The organism is Modicisalibacter sp. 'Wilcox' (assembly GCF_010993675.1).
Taxonomy (GTDB): Bacteria; Pseudomonadota; Gammaproteobacteria; order Pseudomonadales; family Halomonadaceae; genus Modicisalibacter; species Modicisalibacter tunisiensis.
The window spans coordinates 97124-115573 of sequence record NZ_WNXF01000006.1 but is presented as its reverse complement, the minus strand read 5'-3'; the positions used below and the strand labels follow the sequence as shown (position 1 = coordinate 115573).

Genomic DNA, 18450 nt, shown 5'->3' with positions numbered 1-18450 from the left:
GCCGGGTTTCACCTTCCCTGGCGCATTCACCCCATCTCATTACCCGGCCCGCCGATTCGGGGCGGCCGGGGTCGGGCGGCCGGGCAGCTCGCTGGCCCAGTCCATGGCCGCCTGGTGCTGGTGGTTGGTGAACACCCGTACCGTCAGGGGCGCGAACAGGCGGCTTTCCAGTGCCGCCACCGGCCTCAGCCAGTGCTGGTCCGAGACGATGGCCACGTGGTGAAAATGGTCCAGCTGGCCGACCTGGGTAAGTCCGTAACCGATATCGCGCAGCAGGGCCGTGGGGGTCATGCTGCGTAACGCATCGAGATCCAGGTAAAGACTGACTCTAGGGTGATGGGTCTTGGCGGCTTCGATGGCATCGATGATGGTCTGCAGTTCGTCCGCATCGAGCCGGCCGCCGAGGCGCATGGCCAGTACGTGGGGTGCCGGGGCGTCGATCCATTCGAGCATGAGAGAGCCTCCATGAGAGCCGTACTCTGAGCCTAGCAGAATCCGGTGCGACGGCCTGGCTCATGGAAGCGGGATTGGTAGAATGCCGCCTCCATTGTCGTCCCGGAGCCCGTGAGGATGAAGTCCAATCCCGATGTGGTGGTCATCGGCGCCGGCGCCGCCGGCCTGATGTGTGCGCTGACCGCCGGTTACGCCGGCCGGCGCGTGCGGGTGCTCGATCATGCCGGCAAGCCCGGCAGGAAGATCCTGATGTCGGGGGGTGGCCGCTGCAACTTCACCAACCTGGCGACCGGGCCACAGCATTTCTTTTCCGCCAATCCGCATTTCTGTATCTCGGCGCTCAAGCGCTATCGTCCCGAGCACTTCCTCGAACTGGTCGAGCGTCACGGCATCGAGCCGGTCGAGAAGGCGCCGGGCCAGCTGTTCTGTGCCGACTCCTCACGGCCGATTCTCGACATGCTGCTGACCGAATGCGACTGGGCCGGCGTGACGCTCCAGCTGGCGACGTCGATCGCGCGTATCGAGCGCCACGGTGAGGGCATGCGCCTGACCACGAGCCACGGCCCGATCGACACGGGCGCGGTGGTCATCGCCACCGGCGGGCTGTCGATTCCCACGATGGGCGCCAGCGGCTTCGGGCACGATGTGGCGCGTCAGTTCGGTCTGGCGGTGACCGATCTGCGTGCCGCGCTGGTGCCCTTCACCCTGACCTCGCAGTGGAAGGCTCGGGCCGCCGCCCTGTCCGGCGTGTCCTGCGAGGTGGAGGTGCGGTGTCGCGACGGACGTTACCGCGAGCCGTTGCTGTTCACGCATCGCGGCCTGTCGGGGCCGGCGATGCTGCAGATTTCCAGCTACTGGCAGCCGGGGGACGCCCTGGAGATCGACCTGCTGCCCGGGCTGGACGCCGTGGCGGCATTGCGCGAGGCGCGCGAGTCGACCCCGCGCCGCCATCTGTCGACCTGGCTGGGCCAGCAGCTGCCCAGGCGCCTGTCGCAGGCGCTGGTGGAATGGTACGAGGATGACGGCGTGCTCGCCGAGTGCAGCAATGCCCGCCTGCAGCGCTGGGGAGAGCGTCTCAACCACTGGACGATCAAGCCGGCCGGCACTGAAGGCTGGCGCACCGCTGAGGTGACGCTGGGCGGGGTGGATACCGGCGCGATCTCGTCGAAGACCTTTGCCGTCGACGGGCTTCCACAGCTGCGCTTCATCGGGGAGGTGCTGGATGTGACCGGTGAGCTGGGCGGCCACAACTTCCAGTGGGCCTGGTCGTCGGGCGTCGCCTGTGGCCTGGCGTTGTAAAAGCCCTGTGAAATGACAAGAGAGCCTTGAAGGTCCGGCATGGCTGCCTACGCTGAGGACGAGCAGCCAAGGATGACACCGGAATTTTCAGGAGCCGCAGCATGTCCTCTTCCTTCATGTCGCACGTCGATGACGCCCCCTGCGACCTGGCCGGCGCGTGGGGGCCGCGCTATCGAAAGACGCGCCTGGCCAGCGAGACGATCTGTGCACCGTTGCATGCCGAAGACTACGTCGTCCAGAGCATGCCCGACGTCAGCCCGCCCAAGTGGCATCTGGCGCATGTCAGCTGGTTTTTCGAGACGTTCCTGCTGATCCCGTTCCTGAACGGCTACCGGCCCTTCGACCTGGCCTACGACCGCCTGTTCAATTCCTACTACGAGACGCATGGCCAGCCGTTCCCACGCCCGCGGCGCGGGGTGATTTCACGCCCTACCGTGGCGGAAATATACCGTTATCGCGCTCATGTGGACCAGGCCATGGAGCGGCTGCTGCAGGCACCGCCGGCCGAGCATGTCGACACCATCCGCGAACGTATTGAACTGGGCTTGCACCATGAACAGCAGCATCAGGAACTGCTGCTCATGGATATCAAGCACATTCTCGCCCAGAATCCGCTGAATCCGGCCTACCGTGGCGATCTGGCACCGCCGCCCTCGGTCGAGGCGGCGCCGCTCGCCTGGCATGCCTACCCGGCCGGGGTGCAGGTGATCGGCGTGGCGGACACGGACACCGGGTTCTCGTTCGACAACGAACGCCCTCGTCACCGGCGCTTTCTCGAGGCCTTCGAGCTCGCCGCGAGGCCGGTCACCAATGGCGAGTTCCTGGCCTTTATCGAGGATGGCGGCTACCGCCGCCCCGACCACTGGCTCGCCGATGGCTGGCAGCAGGTCAACGACGCCGGATGGCAGGCACCGCTTTACTGGTTCCGTGAGGGCGGGGTCTGGCATCACATTACACTCGGCGGGCTCAGGCCGGTGGATCTCGAGGCGCCGGTCTGTCATGTGAGCTTCTTCGAGGCAGACGCCTATGCTCGCTGGGCCGGGGCGCGGTTGCCCGACGAAGCCGAATGGGAGGTTGCCGCCCGTGACGCGGCGCCGGCGGGCAATCTGGCCGAATCCGACCATCTGCAGCCGGTGGCCGCGGCAGCGCCGGGAGAGGGGCCGGGTCAGCTGTTCGGTGATGTCTGGGAATGGACCGGCAGTGCCTATCGCCCCTATCCCGGTTTTCGCACCGCGCCCGGGAGCCTGGGCGAGTACAACGGCAAGTTCATGTCGGGGCAGATGGTGCTGCGTGGCGGTGCCTGTGTTACGCCGCAGGCGCATGTGCGGGCCAGTTATCGCAATTTCTTCCCGCCGCCGGCACGCTGGGCCTTTACCGGCTTTCGCCTGGCGCGGGACGTCTGACACGGGCAGGGGAGACCTGCGCAGGCGTGGCTGAACGTGCCATACTGGCGCCCCTTCACGTCATTGCTGTTGCAGGTCCATGAACTCGACACGTCTTTCTTCCCTACGGCAGCGGCTGCGGGGTTCGCTGGCCTTTGCGCTGGTCAACCTGGTCGCCGTGTGGCTGATCGCGCTGCGTTACACACCGTTTCTCGAGGTTCCGCACGACCCGCTGGGCATCGCCTACCTCATCGTGACCTGGGTCGGTCACTTCGGCTTCCTGGCCCTGCTGGCGTGGCTGCCCCTGGCTGTGCTGGCGCTGATCCTGCCGCGGCGCGTGCTGTGGCTGCCGGCCAGCCTGCTGGCCATGGCCGGGCTGTGCCTGATGCTGGTGGACACCGTGGTGTTCGCCCAGTATCGCTTTCATATCAATCACTTCATGGTGTCGCTGTTTCTCAATGACAAGAACGGCGAAATCTTCAGCTTCACGACCTCGACCTGGCTGGTCGTCGCCGGGGTATCGCTCGGCGTATGGCTGGCCGAGGCCTGGCTGGCCTGGCGGCTGCTGGGCAGCGAGCGGGTGCGTCGGCTGCCCTTGTGGCGGGGCTGTAGCGTGCTGCTGCTGGCGCTGGTGGCCAGTCACGCCATCCACATCGTTGCCGATGCGCGCTACCAGCGCAGCGTGACCCAGCAGGTCAATATCTTTCCCCTGCTGTTCCCGGCCACGGCCAAGAGCTTCATGGAGGCCCACGGCTGGCTCGACCCGCGCGCCATGCGCGCGGCACGGGCCGACATCACCCACGATGCGCCCGACGACATCGACTGGCCGAAGGCGCCGCTGCAGTGCAGCCCGGGAGACACGCCGCCCAACGTGCTGCTGGTGCTGGTCGACACCTGGCGCCACGACGAGTACGGACCGCGCAACACGCCGGTCATGGTGCGCGAGCTGAAGGGCGATTCACGGCGTTTCATGAACCACTACAGCGGCGGCAACAGCACCCGCACCGGGGTCATGAGCCTGTTCTACAGCCTGACCGGCAACTACTATCATCGGCTGCAGAATTCCCAGACGCCGTCGCTGCTGCTCGAGCAGTTGCAGGCCAATGATTATCGGCTCGGCATCTTCGCCTCGGCGAGCCTCGACAGCGTCGGCTTCGACCGCTCGATCTTCTCCTCCGTGACCGACCTGCGCGACTCGCCCGACGGCGACACCCCCGCCGAGCGGGATCGGCTGCTGACCCGGGAATGGCTCGACTGGCAGGCCCGGCGCCGCGACAGCGGGGACGACCGCCCCTGGTTCGGCATGGTCTTCTACGATGCACCGCACGGCTACAGCGTGCCGAAGGGTGGCGAGACCCCCTATCAGCCCTCGGCCTCCAGCATGAACTACCTGGATCTGGGGCCGGATACCGATCCCGAGCCCTATTTCAACCTGCACCGCAATGCCGTCTACAACGTGGACCAGCGCATCGGTCGCGTGATCGAGGACCTGAAGCGCCACGGCGAGTGGCGGAATACCCTGGTGGTGATCACCGGCGATCATGGCGAGTCGTTCAATGACTTCGGTCGCAACTACTGGGGCCACAACAGCCATTTCGCCTCGCCCCAGACGCAGGTGCCGATGATCGTTCACGGCCCCGGCGTGACCCCGGGCGAGCATCGCGGCACCACCAGCCATCTGGACGTGGTGCCCATGCTGATGCGCCATGCGCTGGGCTGCACGAACCCGGTCGGCGACTATGCCCAGGGCCAGGACCTGCTGAAGCCGGGGCTGGATCATGACTGGGTCATGGCCAGCAGCTACCTGGACAATGCCGTGATCGAGGACGATCGCATCACCGTGATCAACACCGCCGGCAGCTGGCGGGTGGTGGATCGGCAGCTGAACCCCCTGGAGGAGACGATCTCGCCGGCCGTGCGCCAGGCGATGCAGGCGATGCGTGCGTTCTATGCGCGATGAAGGAGCGTGATGCCTGCGGCGCCGGCCGGGCCGGTGCCGCAGGCGGTCATGCGAGGGGGCGTGTACAGAAGCGGTGTGGAGCGCCGAGTGATGCCGTTCAGTGGCGGTGCAGCGAGCGGTAGACGGCACGCAGACGATTGGCCAGCAGCAGGCCGGTCATGAGGCGGCGGGTGAGCCGCCCGGCCGAGCGCGGGCGGCGCAGGGTTCGCCACGACACCAGCCCCAGGGCGGCAAGGGTGGGCGCGCGCCAGCGCATCAGCTTCTGCCAGCCGTGATCGATCGGGGCCGTGGCCTCGCGCCAGTCGCGCAGGGCCATGCCCATGTCCAGGCGCTGCTGGAGAATCTGCGCGTCGAGCCGCTCGCGATAGGCCAGTCGTTCACGATGCGTCACGGGACGGCTCCAGTGCCTGACGATCCTGGGCGAGATGATGCAGTGTGGATTCCATCAACCGGCGCTGTCTGGCCAGCCGCCTTGCCCGAAGTGCCAGCCCGGCGGCGAGCAGCAGCAGGACAGCCGCGCAGAGAGAGATTGCCAGCAGGCGATGGTCCTCCCAGTACAGCACGACGACCAGCAGCAACAGCATGCCGACGCCGAACAGGAAGAGAATCAGGCTGGCGCCGACCAGCAGCAGTATGGTCAGCAGCCGGTCGCGCTCGAGCTCGAGTTCGAGCACCGCGAGACGCAGGCGCGTCTCGCCGGTGGCGACCAGGTTGCCGATCAGGCGTCGGGCGGCGTCGATGACGCGTTCTGCCGGTCCCTGGCTCTCCGACATCAGCGACGTCCGAGCAGCAGGCCGACGACCACGCCCACTGCCGTACCGATGCCGATGCTGGTCCAGGGGTTCTCGCGGACATAGCGATCGCAGGCGTCGGCGCCATCGAGCATGCCGTCCCGGGTGTCGTGATAGAGCTTCTCGCCGCGTGCCTCGAGGCGGGCGCGCGTATCATGCAGCCGTTGCTGGGCGCGGTCACGCAGTTCCTTGACGTTGCTGCGCGAGTCCTCGGCCGTCGCGGCGACGAGTTCCTCGACGGTGCGGGACAGGTGCTGCAGGTCTTCCTTCAGCTGGGCCGTGCTGGCCTCGTTATCGTGATGCCCGGTGGGATGCATGGCCATGGTCGTGTCTTCCTTTGACGATGAATGACGCTCTCATCATAGCAGCGTGTCCTGTCGGTTCAACGACTTCCCGGGATCCCGGCGAGGAAGGTATTGAGGCTGAAGCCAAGCCCCAGGCGCTGAACGTCATTGTCATAGTCGATCAGACTTTCCCCGTAGCCGTCGTAGTACTGGATATAGCCGCGAATCTTGCCGGCCAGCGGGAACGAGTAGTCGAGCTGGACCCCGTAGTGCTGCTTGCCGGGGTTGCCGCGCACCATCATCGACACCTCCTGGTCGCCGAAGGCGCGGACCAGGGTGATGTCGCCGTAGCCGATGTAGTTTTCCAGATCGGGGTTGTCGTCGTTGGCACGGCTTTCCGGGACCCGCCAGTGGGGCGCGACACTCAGTGCCCATTCGCCGCGCTGGAACAGCAGGTCGGCATAGACCCGGTTCCAGCTGCGCGACAGCGGCTGCGAACGGCCATTGGACTGGTGCGCGAAGCCGATCCGGTTGAGGGTGTTGGTCCAGCCCAGGAAGGACAGGTCGTTGTCGAAGCTGAGAAAGGCCTCCGGCTCGTAGTTGGTCTCGCGGAAGGGCGCCGAGGCATCGGAGTTGTAGGCCTGCCACCAGCTGCGCTGGGTATAGGCGAAGTACAGGTCCCCGTTGTTGCCGAAGATGTCGTCGAGCACGCTGATCTTCAGGCTCAGCTGGAACTTGACCTCGGCGTTGTCGGCGTTGGCCTCGTTGGTGATGGCATCGAAGTCCTTCTGATTGGGGTTGGCGTTGTGGGTCCAGGGCAGCAGATAGTTGCGGTGATAGACGGTGATCGCCAGCGGGTTGCGATTGGAATCACGTTCCAGAGCACGGCGATTCTGCGCCTGTTCGAGCGCTGCCTCGGTGGCGGGGTCCGTCGCTGGATTATCCTGGGCAAGAGCCATCAGCGGCAGGCCGAGTGTCAGCGAGAGCAACAGCGGTGATAGTGCTCTCGACGCGGTCGACAAGGCCATAAGTTACGTCCTGTGGGAACCATCAAAGGTCCGTTTCTACCACGCCGGGCCGCCAAGTCAATTCCGGCGGATTGCCAAGGGGGTGGCCGCCCCGCACAATCTCAGCGGCGAGGTGGCCGGTCAGAGGAGAGACAGGCGTGAGCAGGTGGTGGCGGAGTGCACTTTTCTGGGTGATCCTGACGAGCTGGCTGGTGAGTCTGGCGGCCCTGGCGCAGGACGATGTCCAGCTGCCGGAGCGTGATACCGTCGAGCAGCAGCTGCAGACCCTGGAGGCGGTCGACAAGCCCGACTCGGGCCAGCAGGGCACCATGGAGGTGCTGCGCTCGGTGTTGACCACGCTCGACAAGATAAAATCGGTCGAGAAGGAGCGCGCTGCGCTCGAGAAGCGCCTCGAGCAGGCGCCTCAGGAAATCGATCGGCTGGAGCGAGAGGCCCGCGACAGCGAGCGCCAGGCGCTGCCGGCCACCTCGCAGCTGGAAAAGCTCTCCCAGGAGAAGCTGGAGGCGGATGTCGCCCAGACCCTGGACGAACTGCAGACCCTGCAGAACCGGCTGGCCGACACCAATTCCCGACTGATCGAGACTCAGACGCTGCCCGAGCGGGCGCAGAAGACAATTTCCGAGGCGCTGGACAGGATCGAGAAGCTGCGCATGGCGCGCGATAACCAGACCGCCGCCGAGGACAGTCCGCAGGCCTGGCTCACCCAGGCGCAGCTGCAGCTGGCCGAGAGCCAGCTGGCCCTGAACCGCCGCCAGCTGGCCACCAATACCCGCCTCAACTCGCTGGCGGAGCGTCGGCGTGATGCCCTGAGGCAGCGTATCGACAGCGTCGAGGCACGGCTCAACCTGCAGCAGGCGGTACTCGACCAGCGTCGCCGTCAGCAGCTCGAGGCGGCGGTGACCGAAGCGGCCAGCCGCGACCCGCTGATCGCCGCCGGCCATCCGGTGGTGGTCAAGGCCCAGTCCCGCAATCGCGAGCTCAGTCAGTCGCTGCTCGATGCCATCGACCGGCGGCACACCTACGAGCGCAAGGGCGTTCGGGTGCGCACCCAGCTGGATCGAGTACGGCAGGTGCAGCGTACCCTGACCGAGCAGATCGAGGCGATCCGCGGCAGCCTGCTGCTGTCGCGAATCCTGCGCGAGCAGCGCCGCGAGCTGCCCGACATCGATGCCATGGAGGGGCTGCAGGAGCAGATCGCGGACATCCGGCTGGCGCAGTTCGAGCTGAGCCGCCAGCGCGATGCCCTGCGCGACATCCCCGCCCTGGCGCGCCAGCGACTCGAGGCGGCCGGGGTCGACCCGTCCCCCGCGCTGCTGAAGTCTCTGGAGCAGCTCTACCAGTCGCGACGCGACCTGGTCGACGAGCTGGAGCAGGCCGACGGGGAGCTGCTGACCGCCGCCATCGACCTGCAGCTCAACCAGCAGCAGCTGGTCTCCATCACCCGCGGGTTGCGCAAGACCATCGAGGAGCAGCTGTTCTGGGTGGCCAACCGCAGCCCGCTGGGCCTGGACTGGCTGCGTCATCTGCCGGCCAGCGTGACCGAGAGCCTCGCCCCGGAGGCGTGGCGCCAGATCGGCCATGCCCTGGCCGGCCCGCTGAAGGCCGCTGCCGGCTGGGGGCTGGTGCCGATACTGCTGGCCGGTGCCCTGGTCCTGCGCCGCCGCCAGATCAAGCGCTCCCTGCGCCAGCTCAACGACGAGATCGGTCGGCTCAAGCGCGATACCCAGATGCATACCCCGCGTGCCATCGGCCTCAACGCCCTGCTGGCGACCCACTGGCCGCTGGGGCTGGCCGGGCTGGGGGCGGCGCTGATCCTGGGCGGCGACGGTGCGCGGGCCCTGCTGGGCTGGGCCTGTCTGCATGTGGCGCTGGCCTGGGGCGTGATCGAGCTGGCGCGACGGCTGCTGGTCAACGACGGCGTGGCCATCCGGCACTTTCACTGGCCGGCGAAGTACGCCGCGCGCCTGCGCTGGCTGCTGTGGTGGCTGGGCGCCGCACTGATGCCGGTGCTGGTGGTCAGCACCCTGGCGCAGGAGGGCGGCCTGTCGCTGGAAAGCCGTCCCGTGGCGCTGCTGGTGCTGCTGGCCGGGCTGGTGGCGATGAGCTGGGTGATCGCCCGGCTGATTCTCGCCCATGTGCCGTTCTTCGGCACCAAGGTGTTTCGTCTGCTGCTCGGGCTGGGGCTGGCGGCCGTCAGCCTGGTGCTCGGCGGCCTGATCGTGATGGGCTACGAATATACCGCCCTGCAGCTGATCAACCGCTTCGTGATCAGCCTGTATATCCTGGGCGCCTGGATCCTGGTCGAGGCGGCCGTGGTGCGGGGGCTGGCGGTGGCCGCACGGCGCCTGGCCTACCGGCGGGCGGTGGCCCGTCGCCGGGCCCAGGTGCAGGAGGGTGCCGAGGGTGGCGTGGAGGTCGTGGAAGAACCGCCGCTGGATCTCGACCAGGTCAACCAGCAGTCGCTGCGGCTCTCCAAGCTGATCCTGTTTCTCGGCTTCACGCTGGTGCTCTATCTGGTCTGGGCCGATCTGCTCACCGCGCTGGCCTACCTGGATCACGTGGCGGTCTGGACCACCGAGCAGGGCCAGGGCGATGCGCTGACCACCACGCCGATCACCGTGGCCGACCTGCTGGTAGGGCTATTTACCCTGGTGCTGACCTTCGTCATGGCGCGCAACCTGCCCGGCCTGCTGGAAGTGATGGTGCTGTCGCGGCTGTCGCTCAAGCAGGGCAGCGCCTATGCGATCTCCTCGCTGCTCTCCTATGCCATCGTCGGCACCGGGGTGGTGGCCTCGCTGGGCACGCTGGGCGTTTCCTGGGACAAGCTGCAGTGGCTGGTCGCCGCGCTCGGCGTGGGGCTGGGGTTCGGTCTGCAGGAGATCTTCGCCAACTTCATCTCGGGGCTGATCATCCTCTTCGAGCGGCCGGTGCGCATCGGCGACACCATCACGCTGGGCAACCTGCATGGCACCGTCAGCCGCATCCGCATCCGTGCCACCACCGTGACCGACTTCGATCGCAAGGAGATCATCATCCCCAACAAGACCTTCGTCACCGACCAGCTGATCAACTGGTCGCTGTCGGACACCGTCACCCGGGTGGTGCTGACCTTCGGCGTGGCCTACGGCTCCGATCATCGGCGTGTTCACGAGCTGCTGCGCCGGGCCGCCGACGAGAACCCGCGGGTGCTGGGCGATCCCGAGCCGCAGGTGTTCTTCATGACCTACGGGGCGAGCACCCTGGACTTCGAGCTGCGCATCTTCGTCAACACCCTGGGGGATCGCCTGCTGGCCACCGACGAGATCAACGGGCGGGTCGGCGAGCTGTTCGCCGAGCACGGCATCGAGATCGCCTTCAACCAGCTGGAGGTCTGGCTGCATCGTGCCGACGGCGCCGAGGCACGGGTCGAGAGCCGCGCCGTGATACCGGGAGCGGCGCCCGAGCCGCAGCAGGGCGACCCCGGGGCGGCGGGTATCGAGGCGGGGGACGCCGAGCGCTGAGGGGGAGCACCCGGCGCCGTTCAGGCGCGCCGGGCGTGGAGCAGGAACTCGCGGTTGCCGTCGCCGCCGCGGATCGGGCTCTCCCGCCAGGTGTCGACGCGAAAGCCGTGCTCGGCGGCACAGGCGCGAATCCCGGCCTCGACCTCGGCATGCAGCGCGGGGTCGGTGACGATGCCGCGGGCATCGACCCGGCCGGGTCCGACCTCGAACTGCGGCTTGACCAGCGACAGCAGATGCGCGCCCGACGGCAGCACGCGGGCGAGCTCGGGCAGGATCCGCGTCTGCGAGATGAAGGAGACATCCATCACCGCCACCCGCGGGCAGCGCGAATCATGGGCCGCGAGCGCCTCCAGCAGGCGCGGGTCGCCGCTCATGGCCCGGGCGTTGAGCCCCTCGAGGCAGGTGACGCGCGGATCCTCGCGCAGGGCGGCATCGAGCTGCTCGTGACCCACCTCGACGCCGATCACGTGGCGCGCGCCGCGGCGCAGTGCGCAGTCGGTGAAGCCGCCGGTGGACTGGCCCACATCCAGCACCAGGCAGTCGCCCAGGTCCAGCGACAACGTGTCGAGCAGGGCCTCCAGCTTGAGGCCTGCCCGGGACACGTAGCGCTCCTCGGGATCGTCGGTGATCGTGAAGGCGGTGTCCTCGGGCCACTTTTCGCCGGGCCGGGTCAGCGCCCGCCCGGGGGCATCGGCGGTACTGACGCGGCCGTGGCGGATCAGGCGCTGGGCCCGGGTGCGCGAACGCGCCAGGCCCCGGGCGACCAGCAACAGGTCGAGTCGCATCATGGCGGAGTCTCGTCTCGGGTGTCGGCGGCGATCGTGCCGCGCTGGAACTCGCGTGTCCAGCGCGTCAGCAGGGCCTCGCGCTTGAGGCGGTCGAGGGTCGCCAGCAGGCCGGGACCGAGGCGGATCGGCCGCAGGGCATCGCCGAGCCGCTGGCGCAGCGCGTTGGCGGTGCCGGGGCCGTCCAGCGCGGGGTGAATGGCGCCCAGGGTGGTCAGCTCGCTGATGGTGCGCTGGCCGGCCTCGCCGAGCAGGTAGTCGAGAAAGCGACGCGCCGCCATCGGGTGGGGCGCGTCCCGGGGGATGAAGGCGAGTCGCTGGGTGACCAGGGCGTAGTCGTCCGGGACGGCGATCTCCAGCTCGGGATGCTCGCGAACGAAGTCCCGGGCGTAACTGCCCAGCAGGTTGTAGCCGATCAGGTAGCGTCCGTCGGCCAGTCCCTCCAGCATCTCGCGCGTGGTGCCGGCGAGCACGGTGTCGACGCCGCCCAGCGCGTTCACCAGTTCCCAGTAGCGCGGCGACAGCCGCGCTTCCTCGATGGCATAGGTATAACCGGCACCGCTGGTGGCCGGGTCGTAGGTGACCACGCGCCCGCGCAGCGCCCGGCGATGCCCGGTCAACAGGTCCACCAGGTCGGCGTGACTGGTCACGGCGCCGAAGCGCTCGGCGAGTTCGCGGCGATAGACGATCACCACCGGCTCGAAGGTGAAGGCGAACAGCTCATGGCGCCAGCGGGCCCAGGCCGGCCAGCGTCGTGCCGCCTCGCTGGCCAGTGGCTGGGCGTGGCCGTCGTTGGCCAGACGGTACTGCCAGGGCATCGCCGAGGACAGCACCACATCGGGGCGTGGCGTGGCGTCATCGTCGAGAAAGTCGCGGTAGATCGCCAGGGTGGTCAGGTTGTTGTAGCGCAGGGCGAGATCCGGATTGCGATGATGAAAGTTCTCGAGCAGCGGGGCGATCAGCGGGGTATCCAGCGCGCCGTTGATGACCAGCGTCTCGCCGGGACCGCCGGCCCGCGCGGGGTAATCGAGCCGCGACTGGGCGAGAGCGACCTCGATCGGCGAGAGCACCAGCAGCACGGTGGCCAGCAGAGCGGTGACGAGGCTCATGCGCGATCTCCCTGAAACGTCATGGACACGCACAGACCCGGCCCGTGTCGGCCCTCATCGAGGGTCAGGCGGGCGCCGTGCCCACGGGCGATGCTGTCGACGATGGCCAGCCCGAGCCCGGAGCCCTCGCCGGTTTCGGCGCCCCGATGGAAAGGGCGCAGCATCAGCAGACGCTTCTCGGCGGGGATGCCGGGGCCGTCATCCTCGACCTGAAGACGGGGCGGGTCGGCCTGCACGCGCACGGTGATGTGGCGCGCGCCGTAGCGGCGGGCATTGTCGATCAGGTTGTTGAGGGCTTCTTCCAGCTGCCAGTCGATGCCGGTCAGGGGGATGGCGTCATCGGGCGCGTCGAGCTCGAGCGCAATGCCGGCGCGGTGGCAGGCGGCGAAGGCATCCCGGGTGGCGTTGCGTGCCACGGCGACCAGATCCAGCATCGAGGCCACCGGCGTGGCTTCGGGGTTGTTGAGCCGGGTCAACGACAACAGCTGGACCGCCAGCCGGGCGGTGCGGGCACTGGAGGCCTGGATGGTCTCCAGGGCCGAACGCCAGCTGGCGGGGTCGGGCTGGCGCAGGGCCAGCTCGGCGCGCGCCGACAGCCCGGCCAGCGGGGTGCGCAGCTGGTGCGAGGCGTCGCCGATGAAGCGCTCCTGATTGGCGCGCACGCGGCGCATGCGGGCCAGCAGGTCGTTGAGGGTCTCGCGCAGTTCGGCCAGCTCGCGGGGCAGCTCCAGCGCCAGCGGTGCCAGGGTGCGCGGATCGCGCCCGCGAATCGCCCGGCGCAGGCGGGTCAGCGGAGCCAGGGCGGCGCGGACCGCCAGCAGTACCACGGCCACCGCGAGCAGGGCCATGATCGCGATCCGGCCCAGGCTGCCGGCGAACAGCGACAGGGCGAGCCGGTCGCGCCCCTCGCGGGTATGCGCGACGCGTACCTCGAAGCGCTCGCGCTGGCTCCAGCCCTCCAGACGGGAGGCGCGCACGCCGAGACGCAGGGCCATGCCGTGCCAGCGGATATCGCCGTAGTGCAACGCCGTGTCGTCCGCTGTCGTCAGCCCGGGCAGCCGGGCGTTACCGGTGATGAAGTTGTCGCGGTCGTCGTAGAGGGCGTAGAAGACCCGTTCCTGGGCGTCGGTGGCGAGCATGGCCAGCGCCGCCGGCGGCAGGTCGAGCCAGAGCTGGTCGTCCTGCCACTTGACCTGTTCGGCGATGGCCAGCGACGAGGCCTCGAGCAGCCGATCGAAGGCCCGGTCGGCGGCGTCGCGGGCGCTCAGGTAGGCCTGAACGAGCATCAGCGCGCCCAGCCCCAGCAGCGGCAGCAGCAGCCAGGTGGCCAGGCGCCGGTAGAGGCTGTGGGTGGCGCTCACGGGGTGGCCAGCAGGTAGCCCAGGCCCCGCACCGTGCGCAGCTCGACGCCGCTGTCGGCCAGGCGGCGCCGCAGGCGGTGGACGTAGACCTCGATGGCGTTGTCGCCGAGGCTTTCGCCGGCAAAGGCCTCCCCGGCGAGCTGGGCCTTGTCGACCGGCTCGCCGGCGTGGCGCATCAGGCAGCCCAGCAGGCGCTGTTCGCGTGGCGGCAGGTTGAGCGGTTCATCGTCGAGGGTGAAGCGCTGGGCCAGGCCGTCGAACGCCAGCGGACCGACCTGAAGATGGGCGCCGGAGGGGTGGCGGCGGCGCAGCAGGGCTCGCACGCGGGCCTCTAGCTCGTCCAGGGCGAACGGCTTGGCCAGGTAGTCGTCGGCGCCCAGGTCCAGGCCGCGTACCCGGTCCTCGATGGCGCCCCGGGCGGTGAGGATCAGCACCGGCGTGTCGGCATCGTGGCCACGCAATGTGGCCAGCACCTCGAGCCCGCTGCAGCCGGGCAGGTTGAGATCGAGCAGGATCAGCGCGAAGTCGTGCCGGCCGGCGAGCCGCTCGCGGGCCTCGTTGCCGTCGGCGAGGCAGCCGACGGAGTAGCCGGCCAGCCCCAGGGCATCCTGCAGCGTTTCCGCCAGCAGGGTGTCGTCCTCCACCAGCAGCAGTTTCATGGCGTGGCCTCCGGGTCGTGAGTCGGGCCGTCCAGCGGCCGGCGCGCCAGGGCATTGACGGCGGCGTCGAGTCGACTCGCGGCGTCGGCGGCATCCAGGCGGCCCGCCGGGCCGGAAAGCGCCAGCCACAGGGGCAGATCCACGGTGGGCGACTCGGCCAGCGGGCGGCAGATCATGCAGCCTCCGGCGAAGGCCAGCGCCGGCGAGTCGGGCTCGGGCGTGCGCCAGCGTGTGCCGGGACGCAGGTCATGGCGCAGGGCGCTGTCGGCCAGGGCCACCAGCCGGCACTCGGCGTGGCGGCCTTCCACGGCCAGCAGCGACGCCGTCTCGCCGCTGTCCTCCGCCAGTGCCTCCAGGGCGGGGCGAATCCAGGCCTCCAGGCGGCGCTGCGGCAGGTGGCGCCGGGCCAGGCGCACGGGGGAGTGCCCCAGCCGGTAGCGCCCGTCGCGGTCGCGCTGGACATAGTCGAAACGTTCCAGGGAGCCCAGCAGACGCAGCAGCGTGCTCTTGTAGAACCCGGTGGCCGTGGCCAGCTCGGCGAGCGAGAAGCGTTCCTGAGCGTTATCGAAAACCTCGAGGATCGTCAGCGCGCGTTCCACGGCCTCGACGCGATCCTGTGCCATGACGGGCCCTTTATCTCCATGACCGGCGTTGCGGTCGCATTCAACTTTGGTCGCAACCTTGGGCGCAGGCGTTGACGCCCGCGCTCAGGAACCCTAGCTTTCCATTCTGTAGAACGATATTCTTCCTTACAGAATTGTAAGGCAGGCGTCAGGTTTCTGCAAGCCGTTCAGGCTGAATCCAATACACCGTTCATAGGGGACGATAACAATGTCGATGAGAACGCCTCTCAAGTTTCTCGCCGCGGCATCGCTGACGCTCAGCGCCGGCCTGGCCATGGCCTTCCAGCCCTCCGGCAAGGTGGACTGCATCGCGCCGGCCGACCCGGGCGGCGGCTGGGACTTCACCTGTCGCAGCGTGGGCAAGGTGCTCGAGGATCTCGATCTGGTCCCGGGCAGCGTGCAGACCATCAACATGGCGGGTGCCGGGGGCGGCGTGGCCTACGCGCATACCGTCAGCAAGCGCTCCGACGATGACCAGCTGCTGGTCGCGGCGTCCACCGCCACCACCACGCGTCTCGCCCAGGGGCAGTTCCCGGGCATGAGTGCCGACGACGTCAACTGGATCGGCGCCGTGGGGGCCGACTACGGCGTCATCGCCGTGGCCAAGGACTCCAAGTACAAGGATCTTCCGGCGCTGATGGACGCGCTGAAGAAGAATCCCAAGGCGGTCAAGTTCGCCGGTGGCAGCGCCAATGGCGGCTGGGATCATCTCAAGGTGCTGATCGCCGCCAACAAGGCCGGCGTCGACAACCTGCCGAAGATTCCCTACCTGTCGTACAACAACGGCGGCGAGGCGATGACCCAGGTGGTGGGTGGCCATGTCGATGCCTTCACCGGTGACATCTCCGAGGCCCAGGGCTTCATGGAATCCGGTGATCTGCGCATCCTCGCGGTGCTGGCCGACCAGCGTCTGCCGGGCAAGTTCTCGGACATTCCCACCGCCAAGGAACAGGGCATCGACGCCATCGGCGCCAACTGGCGCGGCTTCTACATGCCGGGCAAGATTTCCGACGACGCCAGGCAGTACTGGGTCGACGCCGTCGACACGCTCTACAAGAGCGACGAGTGGAAGGACGTCATGAAGAAGAACGGCCTGATGCCGTTCCACCCGGGGCAGGGCCAGTTCGAGCAGTACGTCAAGACCCAGATCGATGACATCCAGGCACTGTCCAAAGAAATCGGGCTGATCAAGTAATGTTGCGTCTCAACGACCGTGTCTTCGGTCTGCTGATGCTCGCCCTGGCCGTCGCGTACGGCTGGGGCGCCCAGCAGTTTTCCGAGCCGTTCGGCGGCGGCGAGGCCGTCGGGCCCAGGACCTTCCCGACGATTCTCGCCGTGGTGCTGGCGGCCTGCAGTCTCTACCTGATCGTGCGGCCCGACCCCGGCAATCCCTGGCCGAAGGGGCGCACGGCCCTGGAGATGCTGATCGCGGTGGCGGTGCTGATCGCCTACACCCTGATTCTCGAGCCGGTGGGCTTCATCGTCGCCACCATGCTGGCGATCGGCACCCTGTGCTGGCGCATGGGGGCGCCGCCGCTGCGCGCCTACCTGAGTGGCCTGATCGGCGGCATCGTGGTCTTCGCGCTGTTCAATTACCTGCTTGAGCTGCCGCTGCCCTGGGGTGTGCTGGCCTTCATGGAGGGACACTGATGGATACCCTCAATTACCTGATCGACGGCTTCGGCGTCGCGCTGGCGCCGCACAATCTGATGTTCGCGCTGATGGGGGCCTTTCTGGGAACCCTGATCGGCGCGCTGCCCGGGCTGGGTCCGGCCAATGGCGTGGCGATCCTGATCCCGCTGGCGTTCACCCTGGGGCTGCGCCCGGAAACCGCGCTGATCATGCTCACTGCGGTCTACGCCGGGGCGATGTACGGTGGGCGCATCTCGTCGATTCTGCTCAACATCCCCGGTGACGAACCGGCGATGATGACCTGTCTTGACGGCTATCCGATGGCCCGTCAGGGCAAGGCGGCCGAGGCGCTGGCGATCTCCGCGGTGGCCTCGTTCATGGGCAGCCTGATCGCCACCGTGGGTCTTATCCTGCTGGCGCCGTTGCTGGCCAGGTTCGCGCTGACCTTCGGTGCGGCCGAATACTTCGCGTTGTTCGTGCTGGCCTTCGCCACCCTGGGCGGCATCACCGGCAAGAACCCGGTCAAGACCATTCTCGCCGCGGCGCTGGGGCTGATGATCGCCACCGTGGGCATCGACCTGTCGACCGGTGTGCAGCGTTTCACCTTCGGGACCCTGGAGCTCTACGAGGGGGTCGACTTCATCATCGCCATCGTCGGCCTGTTCGCGGTCTCCGAACTGCTGGTGTTCATCGAGGAGAAGGCCGGGGCCGGCCGCGAGATGATCCGGGTCAACAAGCTCTCGCTGAAGTGGAAGGACATTCGCGAGATCCTGCCGACTGCCTTTCGCGGCGGCGTGATCGGCTTCATCTCCGGGGTCCTGCCGGGGGCCGGCGCCTCGCTGGGCAGCTTCATCAGCTATACGCTGGAGAAGAAGATCCTGGGCAGCAAGAACCGTTTCGGCGAGGGCGACTCGCGCGGTGTGGCCGCCCCGGAGGCCGGCAACAACGGCGCCTCGAGCGGGGCCCTGGTGCCCATGCTGACGCTGGGCGTGCCGGGCAGTGGCACCACCGCGGTGCTGCTGGCGATGCTGATCTCCTTCAACATCACCCCCGGGCCGCTGATGTTCACCCAGAACGCCGACGTGGTGTGGGGGGTGATCGCGGCACTGCTGATCGGCAACTTCCTGCTGCTGGTGCTCAACATTCCGCTGGTCGGGGTGTTCGTCAAGCTGCTCTCGGTGCCGCCGATGTACCTGCTGCCGATGGTGACCATGGTCGCCTTCGTGGGCATCTACTCGATCAGCCACTCGCCCGTGGATTTGTACTTCATGGTGGCGTTCGGCGTGGCCGGCTATTTCCTGCGCAAGCTGGAGATCCCGCTGGTACCGGTGATCCTGGGCATGCTGCTGGGTCCGGAGATGGAGAAGAACCTGCGCCACGCGATGCAGATTTCCGACGGCGACTGGATGGTCCTTTGGAGCAGCCCGCTGTCGATCACCCTGTGGGCGATCGCCATCGCCGGGCTGGTGCTGCCGGTGATCGTCGGGCCGATCCTGCGGCGCCGGATGAAGGCGGGCGCGCAGCCGGACTGAGCGCCCGGCCAGACCGGGTCAAGAGATCCCCGCCGGCCATGCCGGTGGGGAT

17 protein-coding genes are annotated in these 18450 nt (G+C 68.0%); 7 read left to right on the top strand and 10 right to left on the bottom strand.

Features of this window, described 5'->3' with window-relative positions; genetic code table 11:
* Positions 1-39 precede the first annotated feature (39 nt).
* Positions 40-453, bottom strand: coding sequence for an STAS/SEC14 domain-containing protein (locus G7A98_RS07580; protein ID WP_163649032.1), 414 nt, complete (start codon positions 451-453; stop codon positions 40-42).
* 117 nt (positions 454-570) lie between these two features.
* Between G7A98_RS07580 and G7A98_RS07575 the strand changes: the two genes are divergently transcribed.
* The 3 genes from G7A98_RS07575 to G7A98_RS07565 all read left to right on the top strand — a co-directional run bounded on the left by G7A98_RS07575 (position 571) and on the right by G7A98_RS07565 (position 5094).
* A complete protein-coding gene (locus G7A98_RS07575) occupies positions 571-1752 on the top strand; it encodes an NAD(P)/FAD-dependent oxidoreductase (RefSeq protein ID WP_163649030.1) in 1182 nt (393 codons plus the stop codon).
* 101 nt (positions 1753-1853) lie between these two features.
* The gene (gene egtB, locus G7A98_RS07570) at positions 1854-3155 is read left to right on the top strand and encodes an ergothioneine biosynthesis protein EgtB (RefSeq protein WP_240464699.1); all 1302 of its coding nucleotides are present in this window, start codon (positions 1854-1856) and stop codon (positions 3153-3155) included.
* Between the two features lie 79 nt (positions 3156-3234).
* On the top strand, positions 3235-5094 hold the full coding sequence (locus G7A98_RS07565) for a DUF3413 domain-containing protein (RefSeq protein WP_163649028.1): 1860 nt from the start codon (positions 3235-3237) through the stop codon (positions 5092-5094).
* A gap of 97 nt (positions 5095-5191) precedes the next feature.
* On the opposite strand, the gene G7A98_RS07560 is transcribed toward G7A98_RS07565, so the two are convergent.
* From G7A98_RS07560 to G7A98_RS07545, 4 genes are read right to left on the bottom strand one after another with little or no spacing between them, the layout of a single operon-like run.
* Positions 5192-5485 (bottom strand): YqjK-like family protein, encoded by a 294-nt coding sequence (locus tag G7A98_RS07560; RefSeq protein ID WP_163649026.1) that lies wholly within the window; start codon positions 5483-5485, stop codon positions 5192-5194.
* A complete protein-coding gene (locus G7A98_RS07555; protein WP_163649025.1) occupies positions 5472-5867 on the bottom strand; it encodes a phage holin family protein in 396 nt (131 codons plus the stop codon). Before G7A98_RS07555 ends, G7A98_RS07560 begins: the two co-directional genes overlap by 14 nt.
* The gene (locus G7A98_RS07550) at positions 5867-6208 is read right to left on the bottom strand and encodes a DUF883 family protein (protein WP_163649024.1); all 342 of its coding nucleotides are present in this window, start codon (positions 6206-6208) and stop codon (positions 5867-5869) included. Before G7A98_RS07550 ends, G7A98_RS07555 begins: the two co-directional genes overlap by 1 nt.
* Before the next feature lie 59 nt (positions 6209-6267).
* Positions 6268-7197: a phospholipase A gene (locus tag G7A98_RS07545; RefSeq protein WP_163649023.1), complete on the bottom strand. Its 930-nt coding sequence runs from the start codon at positions 7195-7197 to the stop codon at positions 6268-6270.
* A gap of 137 nt (positions 7198-7334) precedes the next feature.
* Between G7A98_RS07545 and mscK the strand changes: the two genes are divergently transcribed.
* Complete coding sequence (gene mscK, locus G7A98_RS07540; RefSeq protein ID WP_163649022.1) at positions 7335-10697, top strand: mechanosensitive channel MscK; 3363 nt, start codon at positions 7335-7337, stop codon at positions 10695-10697.
* A gap of 20 nt (positions 10698-10717) precedes the next feature.
* On the opposite strand, the gene G7A98_RS07535 is transcribed toward mscK, so the two are convergent.
* Genes G7A98_RS07535 through G7A98_RS07515 form a run of 5 tightly spaced genes read right to left on the bottom strand, consistent with a single transcriptional unit; the run spans position 10718 to position 15234 of the window.
* Positions 10718-11485 carry a TlyA family RNA methyltransferase gene (locus tag G7A98_RS07535; RefSeq protein ID WP_163649021.1) on the bottom strand — a complete coding sequence of 256 codons (768 nt, stop codon included), beginning with the start codon at positions 11483-11485 and terminating at the stop codon, positions 10718-10720.
* A complete protein-coding gene (locus G7A98_RS07530) occupies positions 11482-12591 on the bottom strand; it encodes an ABC transporter substrate-binding protein (protein ID WP_163649020.1) in 1110 nt (369 codons plus the stop codon). The genes G7A98_RS07535 and G7A98_RS07530 overlap by 4 nt, the downstream gene beginning before the upstream one ends.
* Positions 12588-13952 (bottom strand): sensor histidine kinase, encoded by a 1365-nt coding sequence (locus G7A98_RS07525; RefSeq protein WP_163649019.1) that lies wholly within the window; start codon positions 13950-13952, stop codon positions 12588-12590. The genes G7A98_RS07530 and G7A98_RS07525 overlap by 4 nt, the downstream gene beginning before the upstream one ends.
* Entirely contained in the window at positions 13949-14611 is a 663-nt protein-coding gene (locus G7A98_RS07520; protein WP_163649018.1) for a response regulator transcription factor, read from the bottom strand. The genes G7A98_RS07525 and G7A98_RS07520 overlap by 4 nt, the downstream gene beginning before the upstream one ends.
* Positions 14608-15234: a helix-turn-helix domain-containing protein gene (locus G7A98_RS07515; RefSeq protein WP_163649017.1), complete on the bottom strand. Its 627-nt coding sequence runs from the start codon at positions 15232-15234 to the stop codon at positions 14608-14610. The genes G7A98_RS07520 and G7A98_RS07515 overlap by 4 nt, the downstream gene beginning before the upstream one ends.
* Positions 15235-15442: 208 nt before the next feature.
* Between G7A98_RS07515 and G7A98_RS07510 the strand changes: the two genes are divergently transcribed.
* Genes G7A98_RS07510 through G7A98_RS07500 form a run of 3 tightly spaced genes read left to right on the top strand, consistent with a single transcriptional unit; the run spans position 15443 to position 18398 of the window.
* Positions 15443-16429 carry a tripartite tricarboxylate transporter substrate-binding protein gene (locus G7A98_RS07510; protein WP_163649016.1) on the top strand — a complete coding sequence of 329 codons (987 nt, stop codon included), beginning with the start codon at positions 15443-15445 and terminating at the stop codon, positions 16427-16429.
* Between the two features lie 2 nt (positions 16430-16431).
* Positions 16432-16884: a tripartite tricarboxylate transporter TctB family protein gene (locus G7A98_RS07505; protein ID WP_205596241.1), complete on the top strand. Its 453-nt coding sequence runs from the start codon at positions 16432-16434 to the stop codon at positions 16882-16884.
* Positions 16884-18398 carry a tripartite tricarboxylate transporter permease gene (locus G7A98_RS07500; protein ID WP_163649014.1) on the top strand — a complete coding sequence of 505 codons (1515 nt, stop codon included), beginning with the start codon at positions 16884-16886 and terminating at the stop codon, positions 18396-18398. The genes G7A98_RS07505 and G7A98_RS07500 overlap by 1 nt, the downstream gene beginning before the upstream one ends.
* Positions 18399-18450 lie beyond the last annotated feature (52 nt).